Below are 18,049 nucleotides of genomic sequence, written 5' to 3'. Positions count from 1 at the left end.
ACCTGATTTATCGGAAATATTGTAAGTCCTTTGCACAAATTTTTAACAAATTATGCCGACTAAAAAACTCACCACCGAAGCATTTAAAGAAAACATCTTTGACTACACCAAAGAGACTGAATGGAAATACAAAGGCGACAAGCCCGCTTTGATCGATTTCTACGCCGATTGGTGTGCGCCCTGCCGCATGGTAGCACCTGTTTTGGAAGAACTATCAGAAGAATATGCCGGTAAAATCGACATATATAAGGTAGATACAGAGGTAGAAGACGAGCTTGCTGCTGTATTTGGCATTCAGAGCATTCCAACCTTTTTGTTTATTCCAATGGAAGGCTTGCCCATGATGCAGCCCGGAGCTCTCCCGAAAAGCATCTTCAAAAAAGCCATTGACGAACAACTGCTGAACAAGAAAGCGATTTAATTCGCTTATTCGAGTTTTTATAGGTAGAAGTTCTCGTATAATTAACCAATTTTAAAATACTCCGAAGTGATATAATCATTTCGGAGTATTTTATTTCCAAATCAGAGAAAAGAAATTTCTGTAAAGTACTCTTACATTTCGTTGTAAGGATATGTATAATTGACAATTGTCAGTCACACCAGATAAATTGCGGTTTACTTTAGCCACCGGAAATTAGAGTTGCGTATTGGCATTCTATTTTCGCACCCACATTAGTTCAACTTAATTCAATTAAAATGAGCGACTATTCCAAAGATGTGAAACACACGAAATTGCTCAAATGGGTCAAGGAAATGCAAGACCTGCTAAAACCCGACAGGGTGCATTGGTGTGATGGATCGGACGAGGAATACCAGGCCATGTGTGATGCCCTGGTTAAGAAAGGGACGTTTATCCCCCTCAATCCAGAAAAGCGCCCTGGAAGCTATGCTTGCTTCTCTGACCCATCAGACGTAGCTCGCGTAGAAGACCGCACTTTTATATGCAGCCTCAGACAAGAAGACGCCGGCCCCACTAATAACTGGGTAGCTCCTGCCGAAATGAAAGCCACTTTGCAGCCTCTCTTTGCCGGAGCGATGCGCGGCCGCACGATGTATGTAATTCCCTTCTGCATGGGGCCACTTGACTCACCTCTATCGCAAATAGGAGTCGAAATAACCGACAGCGAATATGTGGTGGTAAACATGCGCATCATGACCCGTATGGGCAAGGCTGTAATCGACAAGCTGGGTACTGATGGCGATTTTGTAGAAGCCGTTCACACGGTCGGTGCACCCCTCGAACCAGGACAAGAGGATTCGAAGTGGCCGTGCAATCCTAAGGTAAAATACATAGTGCACTATCCTGAAGAGCGCAGTATTTGGTCCTATGGATCAGGTTACGGAGGAAACGCTCTGTTGGGCAAAAAGTGTTTTGCCCTTCGCATTGCCTCAGTAATGGGCCGCGACGAAGGCTGGCTGGCAGAGCATATGCTTATACTCGGAGTTAAAAGTCCTGAAGGTTCAAAAAAATATGTAGCTGCTGCCTTCCCGAGTGCTTGTGGCAAGACCAACTTCGCTATGCTGATACCACCCAAAGGCCTCGAAGGTTGGGAAGTCACAACTGTGGGCGACGACATTGCCTGGATTCGCGAAGGAAAAGACGGTAGATTATACGCCATCAATCCCGAATCCGGCTACTTTGGTGTAGCACCGGGTACCAGTGCACTTACTAACCCCAATGCGATGGCAACCATCAGTAAAAACACCATCTTTACCAATGTAGGGGTAACTCCTGACGGCGATGTATGGTGGGAAGGCATCGGTTGGCCTATGCCCGAAGGCACTATTAACTGGAAGGGTCAAGTGCACGATCCAAAGTCGGGCGAGCCTTGTGCACACCCCAATGCGCGTTTCACCGTAGCTGCCAGTCAAAACCCAGCCATCGATAGTGAGTGGGAAAATCCGGAAGGTGTGCCTATTTCAGCCTTCATTTTCGGTGGTCGCCGAAGCAATACAGTACCCTTAGTTTATCAAGCCTTTAACTGGAATTTTGGCGTTTACACTGCTGCTACTATGGGTTCAGAGATGACGGCCGCTGCTTTTGGTCAGATTGGCAAGGTGCGCCGTGATCCCTTTGCGATGCTACCTTTCGCCGGCTATCACATGGCCGATTATTTCAACCACTGGCTCGATTTTGGTCGCAAACTGAAAAATCCGCCAAGAATTTTTGCTGTAAACTGGTTTAGAAAGGGTAAAGACGGACAATTCCTGTGGCCAGGCTTCGGTGAGAATATGCGCGTGCTGAAGTGGATCTTCCAGCGTTCGAGCGGACAGACATCAGCTGTAGAAAGTCCTATCGGCTGGATGCCCCGATACAAAGACATCGACTGGACCGGCCTCGACTATTCGCAAGAACAGTTTGAAGAAGTGATGCGCATCGATACCGACGAGTGGAAGAAGGAGATTCTCTCGCATCAGGAGCTATTTGAAACCATGTATGACAAAATGCCGAAAGAATTCTTCTATATGCGTGAATTGATTCTCTCCAGCATCTGGCGCAAGCCACTTGATTGGCATGTATAATCAAACACTGAAATAAATTAAAGGAATGCCCGGCCACTCGGTCGGGCATTTTTTATTAAACCGCTTTAGGTCTACTTAAACGGAATCTTCAAGAAATGTTGAATGAAAATAAAAAAAGACGAAAAGATTGAAAGAATTAAAGTGAAGGACACACTTTGGATAAACGGGAATTTTTTTCCATACTTGCATGAAAATTTTAAGAAACGATGAAACGACCCAAACTCATCGCTGGCAATTGGAAAATGAATACAACTGTTTCGGAGGGTCTGAAAACGCTGGATGCACTCCTTCAGGGGCTCTCTAAACAAAATCCCAAAGTACAAGTAGCTTTAGCTCCTCCCTACACGCATTTGTCTGATTTTCAGAAAAAATTAAAAGGCAGCTCAATATGTCTGGCAGCGCAGAACGTGAGCGATAAATTAAACGGAGCATATACAGGCGAAGTTTCTGTGTTGATGCTTAAAGAGTTAGGGGTCAGAAAAGTAATTATTGCACACAGTGAGCGCCGGCAATACTATGGCGAGACCAACGAAAGTGCACTGGAGAAAATTAAAGTTGTATTAAAACACGAAATATACCCGATCTACTGCGTAGGTGAAGTGCTCGAAGACCGCGAAAGTGGCCATCACTTCGAAGTGGTAGAAGAACAAGTCACATCGGTGCTCTACAAACTTTCTGAAGAAAAATTGCCCAAAATCACCATTGCCTATGAACCGGTATGGGCTATTGGCACTGGTAAGACAGCCACTCCTGAACAGGCCGATGAAATGCATGCCTTCATCCGCGATGTGGTAGGCAAGCGTTTTGGCGACGATCTCGGGGCCCAACTACAAATTCTGTACGGCGGCAGCGTAAATGCTGCAAATGCAGCCAACCTGCTCGCAATGCCGCATATCGACGGAGCCTTGGTAGGTGGCGCTTCACTGAAGCCAGAGGAATTTTTAACCATCATCCAATCAGCTGGCTAAGCAAATTGTCGCGTGATTAAAAATTGGATTTTACCACTCTGGATCGGTCGACGGCTGCGCCATGCCGACAGCAGTGGGCGTAGCTTTTCAGGCCCGGTAATTGCGGTGGTTACTGCAGCAATAGCGGTAAGCAGTGTGGTAATGATTATTGCCATCGTTACTGGTACTGGTCTTCAACATGAAATCAAAAACAAAATTTACTCCTTTAGAGGGCATGTACAGATAAAAAAATATGTGGACGATGACGACCTGCTCGAGTCAGAGAGTATCTTGCTCACCAATGATTTGCTATCGGCCATCAAGGCACATCCCTCTGTGCGCCACGTACAAAGCTCCGCATATCGCACGGCTATTCTAAAGTCTACGAATTACTTCGAAGGCTGTGTACTTAAAGGTATAGACGAACACTTCGACGCTAGTCGTTTAGCCTCGTACATTAAGGAAGGCACATTTTTTCGAAAATTGAAGGGTACAGAAAGCGATAGTATAGTGTTATCAGCGTATCACGCTCGAGTGCTGGATGTAAAAGCTGGCGACCGATTGGCTGTGTACTTCATTCGCGAAGCGCCTAAAACACCGCTTTTGCGCTACCTGATTGTATCAGGCATTTACGAGTCAGGTGTAGAAGACGTAGATAAACAATTTGCCTGGGTCGATATTGATCTGATACGTTCCATTAATCGTTGGGAAGCCGATGAGGCAGGTGCTGTTGAAGTATTTTTAAAAGAAGGCAGCGATCCTGAACGAGTCGCTGAAGAGCTTTCAGCGCTTTTGCCCTTTGATTTACAGTCTGTTTCAGCAAAAATGGCTTTCAGGCAGTTATTTCAGTGGATGGATTTATTTGACATTAACATTTTGATTATCATCATAGTAATGGTGGTGGTATCAGCCATAAACTTGAGCAGTGCGCTTATGATTCTGATTGTGGAGCGCACGCGAATGATAGGTCTTTTAAAAGCTTTAGGTGCTGAAAATACTTTGATTACAAAAATATTTCTCTACAAAGCCTTCGTTATTCTCACGCGGGGTCTTTTCATCGGCAATGCAATAGCACTCGGGTATGCCTGGATGCAGCGTACATGGAAGATAATTAAGCTCGATCAGACCGCATATTTTGTTGATAGTGTTCCTGTGTACTTCGATTTAGGTTGGATACTATCGGTTAATACAGGCACCCTGGTTATGTGTCTTTTAATCTTATTGGTACCTTCCAGATACATTTCAGCCATACCGGCTGCCAGAGTGCTAAAGTTTGAGTAGGATCATCTGCCGGTAGACCCAAATCCCCCTTCACCCCTTTCAGACGCGGGCAGTTCTTTTACCTCTACCCATTCCACACGGCTGTAGGGAGCCACCACAAGCTGTGCAATGCGATCACCAGGTTTAATTTCAAAGGGTTCATGTCCAAGATTGATGAGAATAACGCCAATTTCGCCACGGTAGTCCGCATCAATTGTTCCCGGACTGTTAAGGCAAGTAATGCCGTGTTTCAGAGCCAGTCCACTTCGGGGTCTCACTTGAGCTTCGAAGCCATCCGGCAGTGCTATCCTAAGCCCGGTTGGAATCAAACGTCGTTCACCGGGTTGTAGAGTAATGCTTTCAGCTAGGTTGGCTCTAAGATCCATGCCGGCTGAGTGAATGGTTTGGTATTCTGGCAGCACGTTTAAGCTATCGTTGATAATAGAGATTCTTACAACGTTCATCTTTTTGAAATAGATATTAATATAGTTTTAATTTCCTCTTTTTCAGTTTGGTATAGAAGCACTAAGGCAAGAAGAGATACAACTCCTTTTCCGATAAAATTATTAATTTGAAACAATAGAAAAGAAGTCGATGTAGAAATAACCATAAGTGTCAGAATGGCTTTTACGCGATAAGGGATGGGGAAGTATTTTCGGCTTAGATAATACGATACCATCACCATTACTACATGAGAGATCACAAGGGCAAGAGCAGCACCCATAATGCCTAAAACCGGAATTAAAGTAGCATTCACCAAAAGATTTACAATAGCGCCTGATAGGCTTATAGTGATCCCATAGTGTGTTTTTTCTGTTACTTTATACCAGATGTTTAGATTAAAAATAACTCCAAGAAGCATCTGAGCTACGAAAAGTAAGGGCAATATATGCAGACCATCCCAAAACTTACTGTGAATGAAATACTTGACCACAGGCAAAAAGGCACTCAGCAGCACTACCGCTATTGCCATTACTAGCACAAAGAGCTCCATAACCCGCGCGTAGAGTTCGGGAGCCTTCTTGTTTTCGGCATTTTTAAAGAAAAAAGGCTCAGCGGCATACCTAAAAGCCTGAATGAAAAGCGAAATAAAAACAGAAAGCCGAAACACAGCAGCATATACCCCCATCTGTTCCAGTGAGATTTCGGCGGGTAACAAATATTTAAGCAACTGGCGATCAAACACTTCATTGACAATTCCTGGTAGACCTGCCAACATGACAGGTAAACCGTAGCTGAGTATTTTTTTTAGCTGAATGCCCTTGCTTTTAAATACAAATACTGGCCTTAGCATCGGTGTAAGCAAGAGCAGTTGAACAATCACAGCAGCCCCATTAGCTAAAAAAATGGCCAAAACCGGATTGACAGGTACAGGCAGATTAACACCTCTGTTTGCCAAAAAAGGCGTCAAAAGAAAAAAATAGAGGTTCAAACCAATATTGACAAAAATGTTTGTAAGCCTAATTAGGGCAAATTGCAGAGCCTTATTTTGCTGACGAAGACGCGCATACGGCAATGTAGCCAGCACTTCGCCCGAGAGAATCAGCAGCAATAGCCACAAGTATCCGGGATGCGACTCATACCGCATAGCTCGTAAAATGTGGTTTTGCAAAAGCATCGCAAGCACTACAAAAGAGCCAACAGCTGCTGTCATCACCCAGAAGGTTTGTCTAAAGATGGTCTTTTCATCCAGCCCCTCTTTGGTCGAAAATCTGAAATAAGTCGTTTCCATTCCAAGCGTAAGAACTACGGTTAATACCGCTATCCATGAATATATATCCGTATTTATACCCATCTCTGCCCGCTGAAGCACAGTAGTATGCAGAGGCGTCAGCAGAAAATAGGCAAACCTTCCAACAATGGATGAGAGACCATAAATAGCTGTTTGACCGGCTAATGATCGGAGAGATGACAAGTTTTAATATTTTCACATAATCTGGGCAAAATAATTCAATAAAACTTCACCTACATTTAGAAAAATCGAATTGAAAATTTCCGGTAACACAATTTCTTATTTTTATTGAAGATTGAAAAAGTATCTGAAAGTCAGAGGTTTTTTTGTAAAATCAAATAAAGATATCAACAATATGGCCCAATTTATGAACACTTCGGTGTTCAAAACTATTTACAGCATGATAAAGAAGACCCTCTTTTTTTCGCAACCTGCCTATCTTCACATTTTAAACAGGCAGCTTGTCATCGAGCATAAACACCAAAACACAAGCTATCAGGTACCTGTCGAAGACATTGGATTTGTGGTACTTGAAAACCAACAAATCACTATAACCCAATCAGTCATCGCCTCCCTGATCGACAACAATGCATGCATACTCTGCTGCGACGAAAAACACATGCCTTCGGGTTTGATGATGCCCCTGGCTCAGAACAATACTTTTTCAGAAAAGGTCCGATATCAACTCGAAGCATCCGAACCCCTCAAGAAAAATCTCTGGAAACAAACCGTAGCTGCCAAAATCCGCAATCAGGCAGCCTTGCTCAAATCTATTGGTATCGACAGTACACCTATGCTGCGCTGGGCATCCGAAGTAACAAGTGGTGATAAAGAAAATGTAGAAGCAAAGGCCGCTTCCTACTATTGGGACAAGTACTTCTCCTATATCGATACCCGATGCAAACGGCATAGAAATGGCCCACCACCAAATAATCTTCTCAACTACGGCTATGCTATACTTCGCGCTGTAGTAGCGCGAAGTCTCTCTGCCAGCGGATGCCTTTTGATGGTAGGCATTTATCACAGAAATAAGTACAATGCATTCTGTCTGGCTGATGATATTATGGAGCCTTACAGGCCTTTTGTGGACAAAGTGGCGCTGAACATTGTCTCACAATGTGGCGAAATCCCTGAAAAACTCACTACTGAGATAAAAAGACAGCTGCTTATCATCCCAACCCTCGATACAATAATCGATGGACAGAAAAGTCCACTTATGATTGCTACTCAGCGCACATCCGCTTCACTTGTCGCTTGTTACACCGGTGAAGCCCGCAGAATGCTCTACCCGGAATATTGCTAAGCCATGAATACCAGACTAAACGCTTATCGAATCATGTGGCTCTTTGTATATTTTGATCTTCCTACCCAGACTAAAGCTGAACGCAAAGCATACTCTCTCTTCAGAAAAGAGCTGCTCAAAGACGGATTTATAATGATACAGTACTCTATCTACGCCCGCCATTGTGCTAGTCGGGAAAATTTGGAAGTGCACCGCAAACGGGTGAAAAACGTCCTGCCCGAAAAGGGAAGCATTATCCTCTTCGAAATCACCGACAAGCAGTTTGGGATGATGGAATTTTTAGTGGGTCATAAAAAACAAAAGAAAACACCGGATCAAAAAGTAATACAACTCCAGTTGGAGCTTTTTTAAAATAGAATCATCATTTTTAGATAGGATTTAAAATTCGATACTGCTAAAGTATCAGAATTTGAATCCTGTTTTGTTTATAGTATTTTGAAATCCAGCATTTTAAGGGGCTCTCTGATGTCAAAGACCCAAAATTATAAAAAATTGAAAGCAAATCACAACAACATTAACATAAAGCACAATCTGAAATCAGATGTCAAAGACCCAAAATTATAAAAAATTGAAAGCAAATCACAACTCAGCGCATGGAAAAATGGCAAGGGCTGCGGATGTCAAAGACCCAAAATTATAAAAAATTGAAAGCAAATCACAACTTGTTCTAAATTTAAATGCACAGCTTGGTCGATGTCAAAGACCCAAAATTATAAAAAATTGAAAGCAAATCACAACAGCACTCATAACGCAATCCACAAGAGCCTTGATGTCAAAGACCCAAAATTATAAAAAATTGAAAGCAAATCACAACAGAAAAGACGACTTGCCTGTCGGCTCTGTTGATGTCAAAGACCCAAAATTATAAAAAATTGAAAGCAAATCACAACCCGAGGCTAAATATAGCCTGCCCAGCAGTCGATGTCAAAGACCCAAAATTATAAAAAATTGAAAGCAAATCACAACAATTGATTGAAAATTAATGCGGCATTAGCCGATGTCAAAGACCCAAAATTATAAAAAATTGAAAGCAAATCACAACAAATTAAATTAATATGAGCAATTTAACTAAGATGTCAAAGACCCAAAATTATAAAAAATTGAAAGCAAATCACAACACCTGCACCTCGGGGCATTCAACCCGCACCGATGTCAAAGACCCAAAATTATAAAAAATTGAAAGCAAATCACAACTGATACGGGTCTTAAAGTACAGGCCTTGCGATGTCAAAGACCCAAAATTATAAAAAATTGAAAGCAAATCACAACATGTATAGACGGACTTTCCTTTCGGTTAAGGATGTCAAAGACCCAAAATTATAAAAAATTGAAAGCAAATCACAACTCTCCAATCACACTCGTGTACTCATCCTTCGATGTCAAAGACCCAAAATTATAAAAAATTGAAAGCAAATCACAACTTACGCTGGACGATGGTATCGGCTCATTTAGATGTCAAAGACCCAAAATTATAAAAAATTGAAAGCAAATCACAACTACCCTCAAAAGGCACTCCTTCTCAGCACCGATGTCAAAGACCCAAAATTATAAAAAATTGAAAGCAAATCACAACGAGGAAGTGGTATGATGGGTGTAAATGTTAGATGTCAAAGACCCAAAATTATAAAAAATTGAAAGCAAATCACAACGATAACTTACCTCCTCCCTTTCCTTCTCTAGATGTCAAAGACCCAAAATTATAAAAAATTGAAAGCAAATCACAACCGGCAACAAGAAGACTTAGCCAAGGTGGAGGATGTCAAAGACCCAAAATTATAAAAAATTGAAAGCAAATCACAACTGTAGCAAGTGTCGGGTCTCTTCTTCTCGAGATGTCAAAGACCCAAAATTATAAAAAATTGAAAGCAAATCACAACCCCACCGCTTCGGCAAGCTCGGCAAGTTTAGATGTCAAAGACCCAAAATTATAAAAAATTGAAAGCAAATCACAACACTGGTACCGGATTAACGCTCATGAGGCGGGATGTCAAAGACCCAAAATTATAAAAAATTGAAAGCAAATCACAACGAGGTGCATGCGGTGGACGGCCTTGGCGAGGATGTCAAAGACCCAAAATTATAAAAAATTGAAAGCAAATCACAACTGCCTTGCCTCCCGATAAAAACGTGCTTCAGATGTCAAAGACCCAAAATTATAAAAAATTGAAAGCAAATCACAACCATGGCTTGCGAGTTTTAACATGAGCGCCAGATGTCAAAGACCCAAAATTATAAAAAATTGAAAGCAAATCACAACGGATTGTACCAAGATGCGATGCGGGTTGGGGATGTCAAAGACCCAAAATTATAAAAAATTGAAAGCAAATCACAACCCTTGCCTCACGCACTAGTGCAGCTTCATCGATGTCAAAGACCCAAAATTATAAAAAATTGAAAGCAAATCACAACTCGAAAATATGGGATACATAATAGCAGAAAGATGTCAAAGACCCAAAATTATAAAAAATTGAAAGCAAATCACAACAAAAATTATGCAATGGAAAACAATTCAAAAGATGTCAAAGACCCAAAATTATAAAAAATTGAAAGCAAATCACAACCATGGCTTGCGAGTTTTAACATGAGCGCCAGATGTCAAAGACCCAAAATTATAAAAAATTGAAAGCAAATCACAACGGATTGTACCAAGATGCGATGCGGGTTGGGGATGTCAAAGACCCAAAATTATAAAAAATTGAAAGCAAATCACAACCCTTGCCTCACGCACTAGTGCAGCTTCATCGATGTCAAAGACCCAAAATTATAAAAAATTGAAAGCAAATCACAACTCGAAAATATGGGATACATAATAGCAGAAAGATGTCAAAGACCCAAAATTATAAAAAATTGAAAGCAAATCACAACAAAAATTATGCAATGGAAAACAATTCAAAAGATGTCAAAGACCCAAAATTATAAAAAATTGAAAGCAAATCACAACAAACTGTGTGTACTCGTCAACGTGCAGCAGATGTCAAAGACCCAAAATTATAAAAAATTGAAAGCAAATCACAACTACGTTTTTTGGTCAAAAAAGACCATTTTTGATGTCAAAGACCCAAAATTATAAAAAATTGAAAGCAAATCACAACTTTACTGTGTTTCTGTGTTTGTTAATGCCAGATGTCAAAGACCCAAAATTATAAAAAATTGAAAGCAAATCACAACCAAGGCTAAAAGTAGAATTTGCAAGTTTGTGATGTCAAAGACCCAAAATTATAAAAAATTGAAAGCAAATCACAACAAGACTGTGTAGAGTAAAACGCAAAAAAAAATGGATGAAAAGGATCTAAAAATATAAAAAATTTAAAGCAGATAAAAGCTAAATGTCTGTGTTAAAACAGCAATTTTTTTGGGGCTTGATTTCAAGCCCCAAAAAAATTGCTGTATACTGATTTTGAAATGAAAAAATTTTATATATTAGCACCGAAGCAAATCACAATAAGGTCTTAATGACCGTTGTGAAAACAGACAGGGCGGGGCAACTCGCCCTTTTTATTTGTATATGCCTTGTATTTCGCCTAAACGGCTTATACGAATTTTAAAAATAGACGTTCCTAAATTTTCTAAGTTTTCCTTGTTTAATAAATAAGTAAATAAGTTTGATTTACGGTATAAATCTTTCAATTTTTCATTACCTTTTTTATAAAGCTCGCTTTCTGATTTAATAATGTAATGTATCAAAGAAAAACCATTATCTGGTTTTCTTAATCTGTATATAGGAATAGTTGAGTATATTTTTTTATTCCTGTTATAGATTGAGTCTAAAATTACTTCCTTATCACTTACTAAGGTGAAATATTCATTTTCCTGAAAACTACATATAAACTTTAAATTGCTTGATGGCAGCTTCTCCAAAAAGCTTTCCGGGTAATCTTCTTTGTTGTTCAATATTTTATCCCAAACTTCTTTAGGATTTTCAATAATCACGGGTAAGCCATATTTTTTACGTTCCACTGCATGCCAGAAGGTGCATAAGTGAGGGATTTTGTTGCCTTGATCGTCTACATATATGGCTATGTGGTGGTTATTGCCCGGTTTTACAAAAGCAATAGGATTTCCTTTTTCATCGTATTTGATGGGCTCAACTGCTGAAAGTCCGGTAAACATTCGAACAGTGCGAATGGGAATAGTTTTAGCAGAATCTAAATAAATCGGCTCTTTAAATGCTTCTTTTTCTTTTCCATTGAATAGATTTAATCGTTCATCAATTAATTCTCTGATTTTTTTATCTACTATGTAAGGTACATCCTTTTGTTTAATGCTTTCAATTGGATATTTTATAACGTATTCTTCCTTATAACAGGTTCCGTACTCCAGAGGTATGGTTTTATTTTCATCCAGGTAAATAGGATTTTTTTTCAACGATGCCAATGCTTTTTTCACATCGCCTTCATGTTCGGCAAGTCGCAGTTCTACCAATTCTTTTATGTAAGGTTTGAAAATAAGGTGCGGATTTTCAAAGAGATATTTTACGGGTTTATTTTTTTCGATGGTTTTTATTTTACCATATACACTTTCCTCGCTGAGAGGGCCTCTTGGTACCAGAATGTGGTCTTGTATTTTTATTCGCTTTCCGTTCTTTTTTATAAAACGCTTACCCCAGGTGGCCACTTTTTTACCTGGTTTAAAAGAAACAATAATTTCTGCTACTTTATTTTCTACTTCTTTGGTTGTAAAAGGGCGTTGGCTGATGAAGTATTTGTCTAATAGAGAAAGTGATTCGCGAAATTCATCTTTACGCTCCTTTACATCTTTGTATAGCTCTTCGCGAGTGGCTTGGCTACTCATAGTATTGATGCGCTGTATATACCCTTGTTTGGTACATGCCACTACCAATGCATCGATTGCATGGTGACGGTGGTCATCGCGCTTGGTCCAGCCTTTAATGACTTCCTTTTTGTGAATTTGACCGTTGCTGGTTTCCCATTCTACTATTTCTGTAATTCCTTCAGCCAATGGGTCTGGAATGATTTCTTTAATTCGTTGCATGTGGAGGTTCATCAATACATCGTCCCAGCCCCATAGCCTTCGAAGATATTCCGTTACACTTCCCGAAGTGCTCCAAACATTTTTTGAAATCTGAAAAAGGATTTCTCGGGATTTACGAGCTATATACTGTGACTCACGAAGCTGTCGCTCGATAAAATTCTGTGGGATTTTATTGCCTGGCGTCAGCAATTTATCTCGCTTGGCTTTATTAATAATGCCGTCTTTATAGAGTTTATTAACGCGTTCGATATATGCATTTAGTTCCGCTTCGCCTTTCGATGCCATGTAATCATAGGCGGTTCGGTCACCTTTTTCTTGATTAATCCATCGAAAAGTAAGTGTTTTATTACTTTGTGAATCATCGAATAATAATGATTTAGGGATGATGTGTTCTACATCAATCTCGTTTCCATTCAAGGCATCGGTAAGCGAGAAAGTTTTTCCTGTGTAAATGCACATCGCATTTATTTTTTTGTCATCGCCATTAATTTCATTAAATAAGCGGTATTTAATGATGTTTTTTCGGGTGGCGCGTAATCCTAATTCTTGTAGTCGCTTTTCTATTTCTTTATTTTCACGTTCGATTTTATTGATGTTCTTAAAAGTTTCGTTTCGTTCTTCTTTGCTTTGCTTTAGCTCACGGGCCAATTCTATTCTGATTTCAAATAAGCCTTTTTCTCTTTCTTCTTTGCTTACCCAACCGCGATTTTCATCAATTATATCATTAACGATATGAATCATTTGATTCAGAATTTTTTCGACTACTGGCTGGCGTAAGGCATTTTTTTTCAGCAAAGGAATTTTGTCAAGAAGTCTTCGCGCCTGAGTATCAGATTTGGTAGGAGAATCTGAATGATTATAACCAGCAAAAGCTGCAGCGTCGCTGTATTTATAACCCTCCATTAAGTAGGGTAAAATTTTGCGAATGGCTTTCACCGATTTGTTTCCATAGGATTGTTTTGTGAAATCAATTTTTGCAAGCCGATAGGCAGTATTCTCATCGAATCCAAATTTTTTAATCAAGGCATTTTTACATTCTTCTATATCGGCAATTGAATATATAATATGCCATAGTTGATATAAAGGCTGATTTATACATTCATCTGAAATAACTTTTTCTTCATTTTCAGCAATCACTTCACCCGTTTTATTATCGCAGATATAAACATTACTACCAGTATTATTAATTTTCAAATGAAAAGTAAGCCATTTTTTAGCCAGATCTTCATTTTCTAATGCATTTTTAATGGCACATTTGGTTAGATTGCCTTGCAGTCCTTTGCTCAACATTTTGTTGCCAAACCATCCACTTTTATCTTTAATATCAAGGATTTTGAATAAATCAGTTTGGCTTAGTTTTTCGTTATTGTCAAGGAATTCAAATATTTTTTGTTTTTGTTCTAATGTTATCGGGAATTCATTGTTCCGTTTATCCTTAATGCTGATATTATTAATGGTTTCCCAGATTTTTTCAACCTGAAACAAAGGATTGCTACGGTGCGCCACCTTAGGGCCGGTAAATACTTCTTTTCCATCTTTATTTTTTGCATGAAACCCCTCGAATTCACAAACGGAAACCAATCCTTTCTGCGATTTAAGTTTGCGCTGATAATAAATGATATTATTTCTAACATGGTTTATAAATTCATCCGTTAGGACATCCGGAAAATATTCTTGCTGTTTTTTCAGGATTGCATCAAATTCTTCTATGTATGCTTCACGAGGAAAAACTTGTTGCTTGATTCGGTAGTATTGATTTTTAGAGAGTTCTTCATAAAATTTTTGACCAATGGTTTTGCCTTCTTCTTTCAGCTTTTGAAATCTGTTTTTTACTTCAGCAACATACTCAGTATCTTTTTTGTCTGCATTTTCTTCGCTTCTTGAAGATTTATAGCCGCGTTTTTGATTGAGATGATATAACACTCGTCCAAGCTCTTTCAAAGAAATTTTTTCTGTAACAGCCTTAGCTCTCAGACCCCACAATTCCAGCTGAGGCAGTTTGAAAAGGGTTTCGTCAAACATGTTATGTTTTTTCAATTCAGCTGTGAGTGCTTTCCGTCTGAGTACGTAGCGGTAATTTACTTTGCGTGCAGTGCGTTTTGCAGTTCTTTTTTGATTTTTGGAAATAGCATTACCTTTCGTGAATTCATCACTTTCATCTGTGTCTAATGGTATAATTCGCACTCCAGTTCCAATAATTTCGGTAGGTTTTTCATTTTGTTCTTTAATAAGTGCCCAGCCGATTGAGCTTACACCTAAATCGAGGCCCAGAATTTTTTTGTAAGCCATATTTTCAGATTTGCACAAATCTAAGATATCTTTTAATAAGATTTGATTGTTTCCTAAGAAGGCAACACCACCTTGAAAGTTGTCCCCTTTCCGGGCTCTGAATGGGCGACGAAGATTTTACCGCCGTGGTAATCGGTGATGATCCGACGTGCGAGGGAGAGACCGAGTCCCCAGCCACGGCTTTTAGTGGTGTAGCCCGGTCGGAAGATGGCTTTATGGAGATGACGCGGTATACCGCGGCCGGTGTCGGCCACTGTGAGTTCCACGCGTTTATCGCTTTTACTTAGCTTGATGGTTATTGTTCCTTCGCCTTCAATGGCATCGAGTGCGTTTCGGATTAGGTTTTCGAGCACCCATTCCATTAGCAGTGAATTAAACCGTAGAACTATGGGATCATCCGGAAGTTGCAAAATAATTTGCACCCGGCGCGGGATGCGTGTATTCAGATATTCAGTACTGTTTTTGATTACTGCACGAAGGTCTCCTTGTTCGAGCGTGGGCTGGCTGCCGATTTTTGAAAAGCGGCCGGTGATTTTCTGCAGGCGGTCTAGGTCTTTTTGCATTTCTTCGACCATCTGGGGGTCGTGCTCACCCATTTTGAGAATTTCGAGCCAGCCGAGCAGCGAACTGAGAGGAGTGCCGATCTGATGGGCTGTTTCCTTGGCCAATCCGGTCCAGACACGGTCTTGTTCGGCTTTACGGGCGCTGCTGAAGGCCACATAGGCCAGTAGCATAAAGGAGCCGATGACGCCGAGCAGTATGCGAGGGTAAATGCGCAATTGGGTGAGTAGTTTCGATTCGTCGTAGTAGAGTACATTGACCAGTCCATCGCCCAGGTCGATGGAGATTCGGTTGCCTTTGAGTTTCATTTTTTGCAATGTCTCGGACAGGTGACGCAACTGGCGCTCGGTCAGATTGTTGTAGCTAATGATGTTGTCGTATTGATCGGCCAGTATGATGGGTATGGTGGTGTTTGTCACCATGATTTTGTTGGCCAGATTCAGGTCTTCGCCTGGCTCGGCATAGGCAGCTACATTGATGGCCGCTGCCCATAGTTCTACTTTTTTTCGCTCTTCTTCGCGAAGGGCACTGGTCAAATTTTCGGTGTAGTACAGGGTAGCCCCCCCAATGAAAAGCATACAAGCTAATAAGAGGACTTTCCAGAAGTTCTTACGGGCGTAGAAATGGGTATAGGTAGGGCGTGAAGCTAAGATTCGTTTCAATAGACCGTTAAATTTTTACCATCTCGGGTTGGGATTGAGCAATATGCGAACAAACACAATTGCAATATACACTGGGTATAGTAATACTGCGAGGGTGAGTTGAGAAGTTTTTAACGATACATCAGATTCATTGGCATACGCTTTAATAAGTATTACATCTGTCAGAATCTTGATAGAAATCAAGGCTGCAGAGATACCCAATGCGAAGGCACTATTCCAAAATATAGGAAAACTTGCATACGTCATAATTGCACAATACAGCACAGTGAAAGCAAGAGCTTTCGAAAATGTATCGCGATAATAAACTGCCTTTCCGCCCCAGCGCTGCCGCTGAATCAAAAAGCGACCGACGCTATCGGGCATAGCTGTTAGTACGTTGGCCTTGAAAAAGTCGTTAAATACAATGCTTTGGCCGCCGAAATGTGCTTTGATTTTATGAAGTAAAATAACATCGTCGCCTGACTTAAAGTGCCAATATCCTGTGTAGCCCTCTACCGCTTTAAATGCCGACTTGCGAAAGGCCATATGGCTGCCAGAGCACATCACCGGCAGCTTCTTTTTAATCAATACTTCGCTGGCTGCCATCAGAGCCAAAAAGTCGATTTGAGCTAGCCAATATCCTCTGGATGGAACCACCCTGCCACAGACCATTTGTACTTGTTCTGAGTCAAAGCACGCCAAAATGCCGGCAATCCAGTTCTGTTGGGGCACTGTATCGGCATCGGTACAGATGATAATGTCGTTTGAGGCCAGTTTGACTCCTACTTCAATCGCTTTTTTTTTGCCTTGATGGCTGCGGTCGATAAGGCGCACATTAGGGTAGAGAGGTACCCGCTTGCGCAGCTTTAAAAGGCTGTTTACTGAGCCGTCGTTTATGAGCAGTATCTCAGCATTTTCAGCATATTTTACTTTTTCGAAAGCATTGAGCCATAATAGAAGCTCTTCAGTAGCATCGCGAAATGGAATGACGATGGTTACCTTTGTGCTTCCTGAAAAATTGGAATAGTTATCTATATCTCTGCTTTTTAGGTATTTTTTACCGTTCAAAAAGAGATATAAATAAAGTCCAAAAGCAAAGATTGAAATGAAAAAAATTACCCATTCCACGAGCTAAAAGTACAAATCCACAAAAAAATTAAATGGAACTTAAAAAAAAAATAATATTAGGTGTTGATCCTGGCACTCAGGTGCTTGGCTACGCCATCGCCGAACAGTCGGGCAATAAAATCACCGTAGCAGTTTGCGATGTGGTTCGCCTTCGTGCTGAGGGCGATGCATTACTGCGCTTAAAAATCATTTTCGAAAAAATCCTATACATCATCGACCAATTTCTGCCAACTGAATTAGCTATAGAGACACCCTTTTATGGTGAAAACGTTCAATCGATGCACAAACTGGGTCGCGCACAGGGAGTAGTTATTGCTGCTGCACTTTACAGAGGTTTGTCAGTAGCCGAGTACTCTCCACGAAAGATAAAGCAAAGTATAACCGGCCGCGGCAGTGCTACGAAGGAGCAAGTGGCAGCTTTATTAGCAGCACAGTACACTTTGCCTGCTACTGCAGCCATCCTCGATGCCACCGATGCCCTTGCTGTAGCCATTACCCATATTTATCAGCAACAATCCCTGCCCACAAGCAAGGGAGCTAATTCGTGGCAGGCCTTTGTTCGCTCCAATCCCGACCGCATTCGTTGATTTGCGCTTGTCTCCACGCATTGACCATACCATAGCACTCAATTGCACAGTACTTTAGCGCCCTCAATAGAAAAATTTCAATCGCA

Annotated in this window: 12 protein-coding genes and 1 CRISPR repeat array; of the genes, 7 read left to right on the top strand and 5 right to left on the bottom strand. The window is 40.7% G+C overall.

Annotated elements, in window-relative coordinates:
* The first annotated feature begins 52 nt into the window (after positions 1 to 52).
* From trxA to ACK4EX_RS05765, 4 genes are all read left to right on the top strand, one after another.
* Positions 53 to 421 carry a thioredoxin gene (trxA, locus tag ACK4EX_RS05780; RefSeq protein ID WP_124398803.1) on the top strand — a complete coding sequence of 123 codons (369 nt, stop codon included), beginning with the start codon at positions 53 to 55 and terminating at the stop codon, positions 419 to 421.
* Between the two features lie 275 nt (positions 422 to 696).
* Entirely contained in the window at positions 697 to 2,523 is a 1,827-nt protein-coding gene (locus tag ACK4EX_RS05775; RefSeq protein ID WP_409770661.1) for a phosphoenolpyruvate carboxykinase (GTP), read from the top strand.
* 206 nt (positions 2,524 to 2,729) lie between these two features.
* Positions 2,730 to 3,491 (top strand): triose-phosphate isomerase, encoded by a 762-nt coding sequence (tpiA, locus tag ACK4EX_RS05770; RefSeq protein ID WP_409770658.1) that lies wholly within the window; start codon positions 2,730 to 2,732, stop codon positions 3,489 to 3,491.
* A 12-nt stretch (positions 3,492 to 3,503) separates the two neighbouring features.
* Positions 3,504 to 4,751, top strand: a complete 1,248-nt coding sequence (locus ACK4EX_RS05765) for an ABC transporter permease (RefSeq protein ID WP_409770656.1) — start codon at positions 3,504 to 3,506, stop codon at positions 4,749 to 4,751.
* A gap of 2 nt (positions 4,752 to 4,753) precedes the next feature.
* Here ACK4EX_RS05765 and dut read toward each other — a convergent pair whose 3' ends face one another.
* Together dut and ACK4EX_RS05755 are read right to left on the bottom strand one after the other, a co-directional pair.
* Positions 4,754 to 5,194, bottom strand: coding sequence for a dUTP diphosphatase (gene dut / locus ACK4EX_RS05760; protein ID WP_409770653.1), 441 nt, complete (start codon positions 5,192 to 5,194; stop codon positions 4,754 to 4,756).
* Positions 5,191 to 6,645, bottom strand: coding sequence for a lipopolysaccharide biosynthesis protein (locus ACK4EX_RS05755; protein WP_409770651.1), 1,455 nt, complete (start codon positions 6,643 to 6,645; stop codon positions 5,191 to 5,193). Before ACK4EX_RS05755 ends, dut begins: the two co-directional genes overlap by 4 nt.
* A 217-nt stretch (positions 6,646 to 6,862) precedes the next feature.
* Between ACK4EX_RS05755 and cas1 the strand changes: the two genes are divergently transcribed.
* Positions 6,863 to 7,765, top strand: a complete 903-nt coding sequence (gene cas1, locus ACK4EX_RS05750; RefSeq protein WP_409770649.1) for a type II CRISPR-associated endonuclease Cas1 — start codon at positions 6,863 to 6,865, stop codon at positions 7,763 to 7,765.
* A gap of 3 nt (positions 7,766 to 7,768) precedes the next feature.
* Positions 7,769 to 8,116 carry a CRISPR-associated endonuclease Cas2 gene (gene cas2, locus ACK4EX_RS05745; RefSeq protein ID WP_277028555.1) on the top strand — a complete coding sequence of 116 codons (348 nt, stop codon included), beginning with the start codon at positions 7,769 to 7,771 and terminating at the stop codon, positions 8,114 to 8,116.
* A 113-nt stretch (positions 8,117 to 8,229) separates the two neighbouring features.
* A CRISPR array of direct repeats spans positions 8,230 to 11,009; the repeat unit is 46 nt; unit sequence GATGTCAAAGACCCAAAATTATAAAAAATTGAAAGCAAATCACAAC.
* Positions 11,010 to 11,260: 251 nt separating this feature from the next.
* On the opposite strand, the gene cas9 is transcribed toward cas2, so the two are convergent.
* From cas9 to ACK4EX_RS05730, 3 genes are read right to left on the bottom strand one after another with little or no spacing between them, the layout of a single operon-like run.
* Positions 11,261 to 15,046 carry a type II CRISPR RNA-guided endonuclease Cas9 gene (cas9, locus tag ACK4EX_RS05740; protein ID WP_409770647.1) on the bottom strand — a complete coding sequence of 1,262 codons (3,786 nt, stop codon included), beginning with the start codon at positions 15,044 to 15,046 and terminating at the stop codon, positions 11,261 to 11,263.
* A 53-nt stretch (positions 15,047 to 15,099) separates the two neighbouring features.
* A complete protein-coding gene (locus ACK4EX_RS05735) occupies positions 15,100 to 16,269 on the bottom strand; it encodes a sensor histidine kinase (protein WP_409770645.1) in 1,170 nt (389 codons plus the stop codon).
* 15 nt (positions 16,270 to 16,284) lie between these two features.
* Positions 16,285 to 17,376 carry a glycosyltransferase gene (locus ACK4EX_RS05730; RefSeq protein WP_409770643.1) on the bottom strand — a complete coding sequence of 364 codons (1,092 nt, stop codon included), beginning with the start codon at positions 17,374 to 17,376 and terminating at the stop codon, positions 16,285 to 16,287.
* 32 nt (positions 17,377 to 17,408) lie between these two features.
* Between ACK4EX_RS05730 and ruvC the strand changes: the two genes are divergently transcribed.
* Positions 17,409 to 17,963, top strand: a complete 555-nt coding sequence (ruvC, locus tag ACK4EX_RS05725; RefSeq protein ID WP_277028547.1) for a crossover junction endodeoxyribonuclease RuvC — start codon at positions 17,409 to 17,411, stop codon at positions 17,961 to 17,963.
* Positions 17,964 to 18,049: the final 86 nt, after the last annotated feature.

Source organism: Thermaurantimonas sp. (genome assembly GCF_046299575.1).
Taxonomy (GTDB): Bacteria; Bacteroidota; Bacteroidia; order Flavobacteriales; family Schleiferiaceae; genus Thermaurantimonas.
The sequence above is the reverse complement of the archived record's forward strand: the minus strand, read 5'-3'. Positions and strand labels throughout refer to the sequence as shown.

Coding starts and splice junctions, on each gene's coding strand:
- trxA (WP_124398803.1), top strand. CDS start 53: ATGCCGACTAAAAAACTCACCACCGAAGCATTTAAAGAAAACATCTTT.
- ACK4EX_RS05775 (WP_409770661.1), top strand. CDS start 697: ATGAGCGACTATTCCAAAGATGTGAAACACACGAAATTGCTCAAATGG.
- tpiA (WP_409770658.1), top strand. CDS start 2,730: ATGAAACGACCCAAACTCATCGCTGGCAATTGGAAAATGAATACAACT.
- dut (WP_409770653.1), bottom strand. CDS start 5,194: ATGAACGTTGTAAGAATCTCTATTATCAACGATAGCTTAAACGTGCTG.
- cas1 (WP_409770649.1), top strand. CDS start 6,863: ATGATAAAGAAGACCCTCTTTTTTTCGCAACCTGCCTATCTTCACATT.
- cas2 (WP_277028555.1), top strand. CDS start 7,769: ATGAATACCAGACTAAACGCTTATCGAATCATGTGGCTCTTTGTATAT.
- cas9 (WP_409770647.1), bottom strand. CDS start 15,046: ATGGCTTACAAAAAAATTCTGGGCCTCGATTTAGGTGTAAGCTCAATC.
- ruvC (WP_277028547.1), top strand. CDS start 17,409: ATGGAACTTAAAAAAAAAATAATATTAGGTGTTGATCCTGGCACTCAG.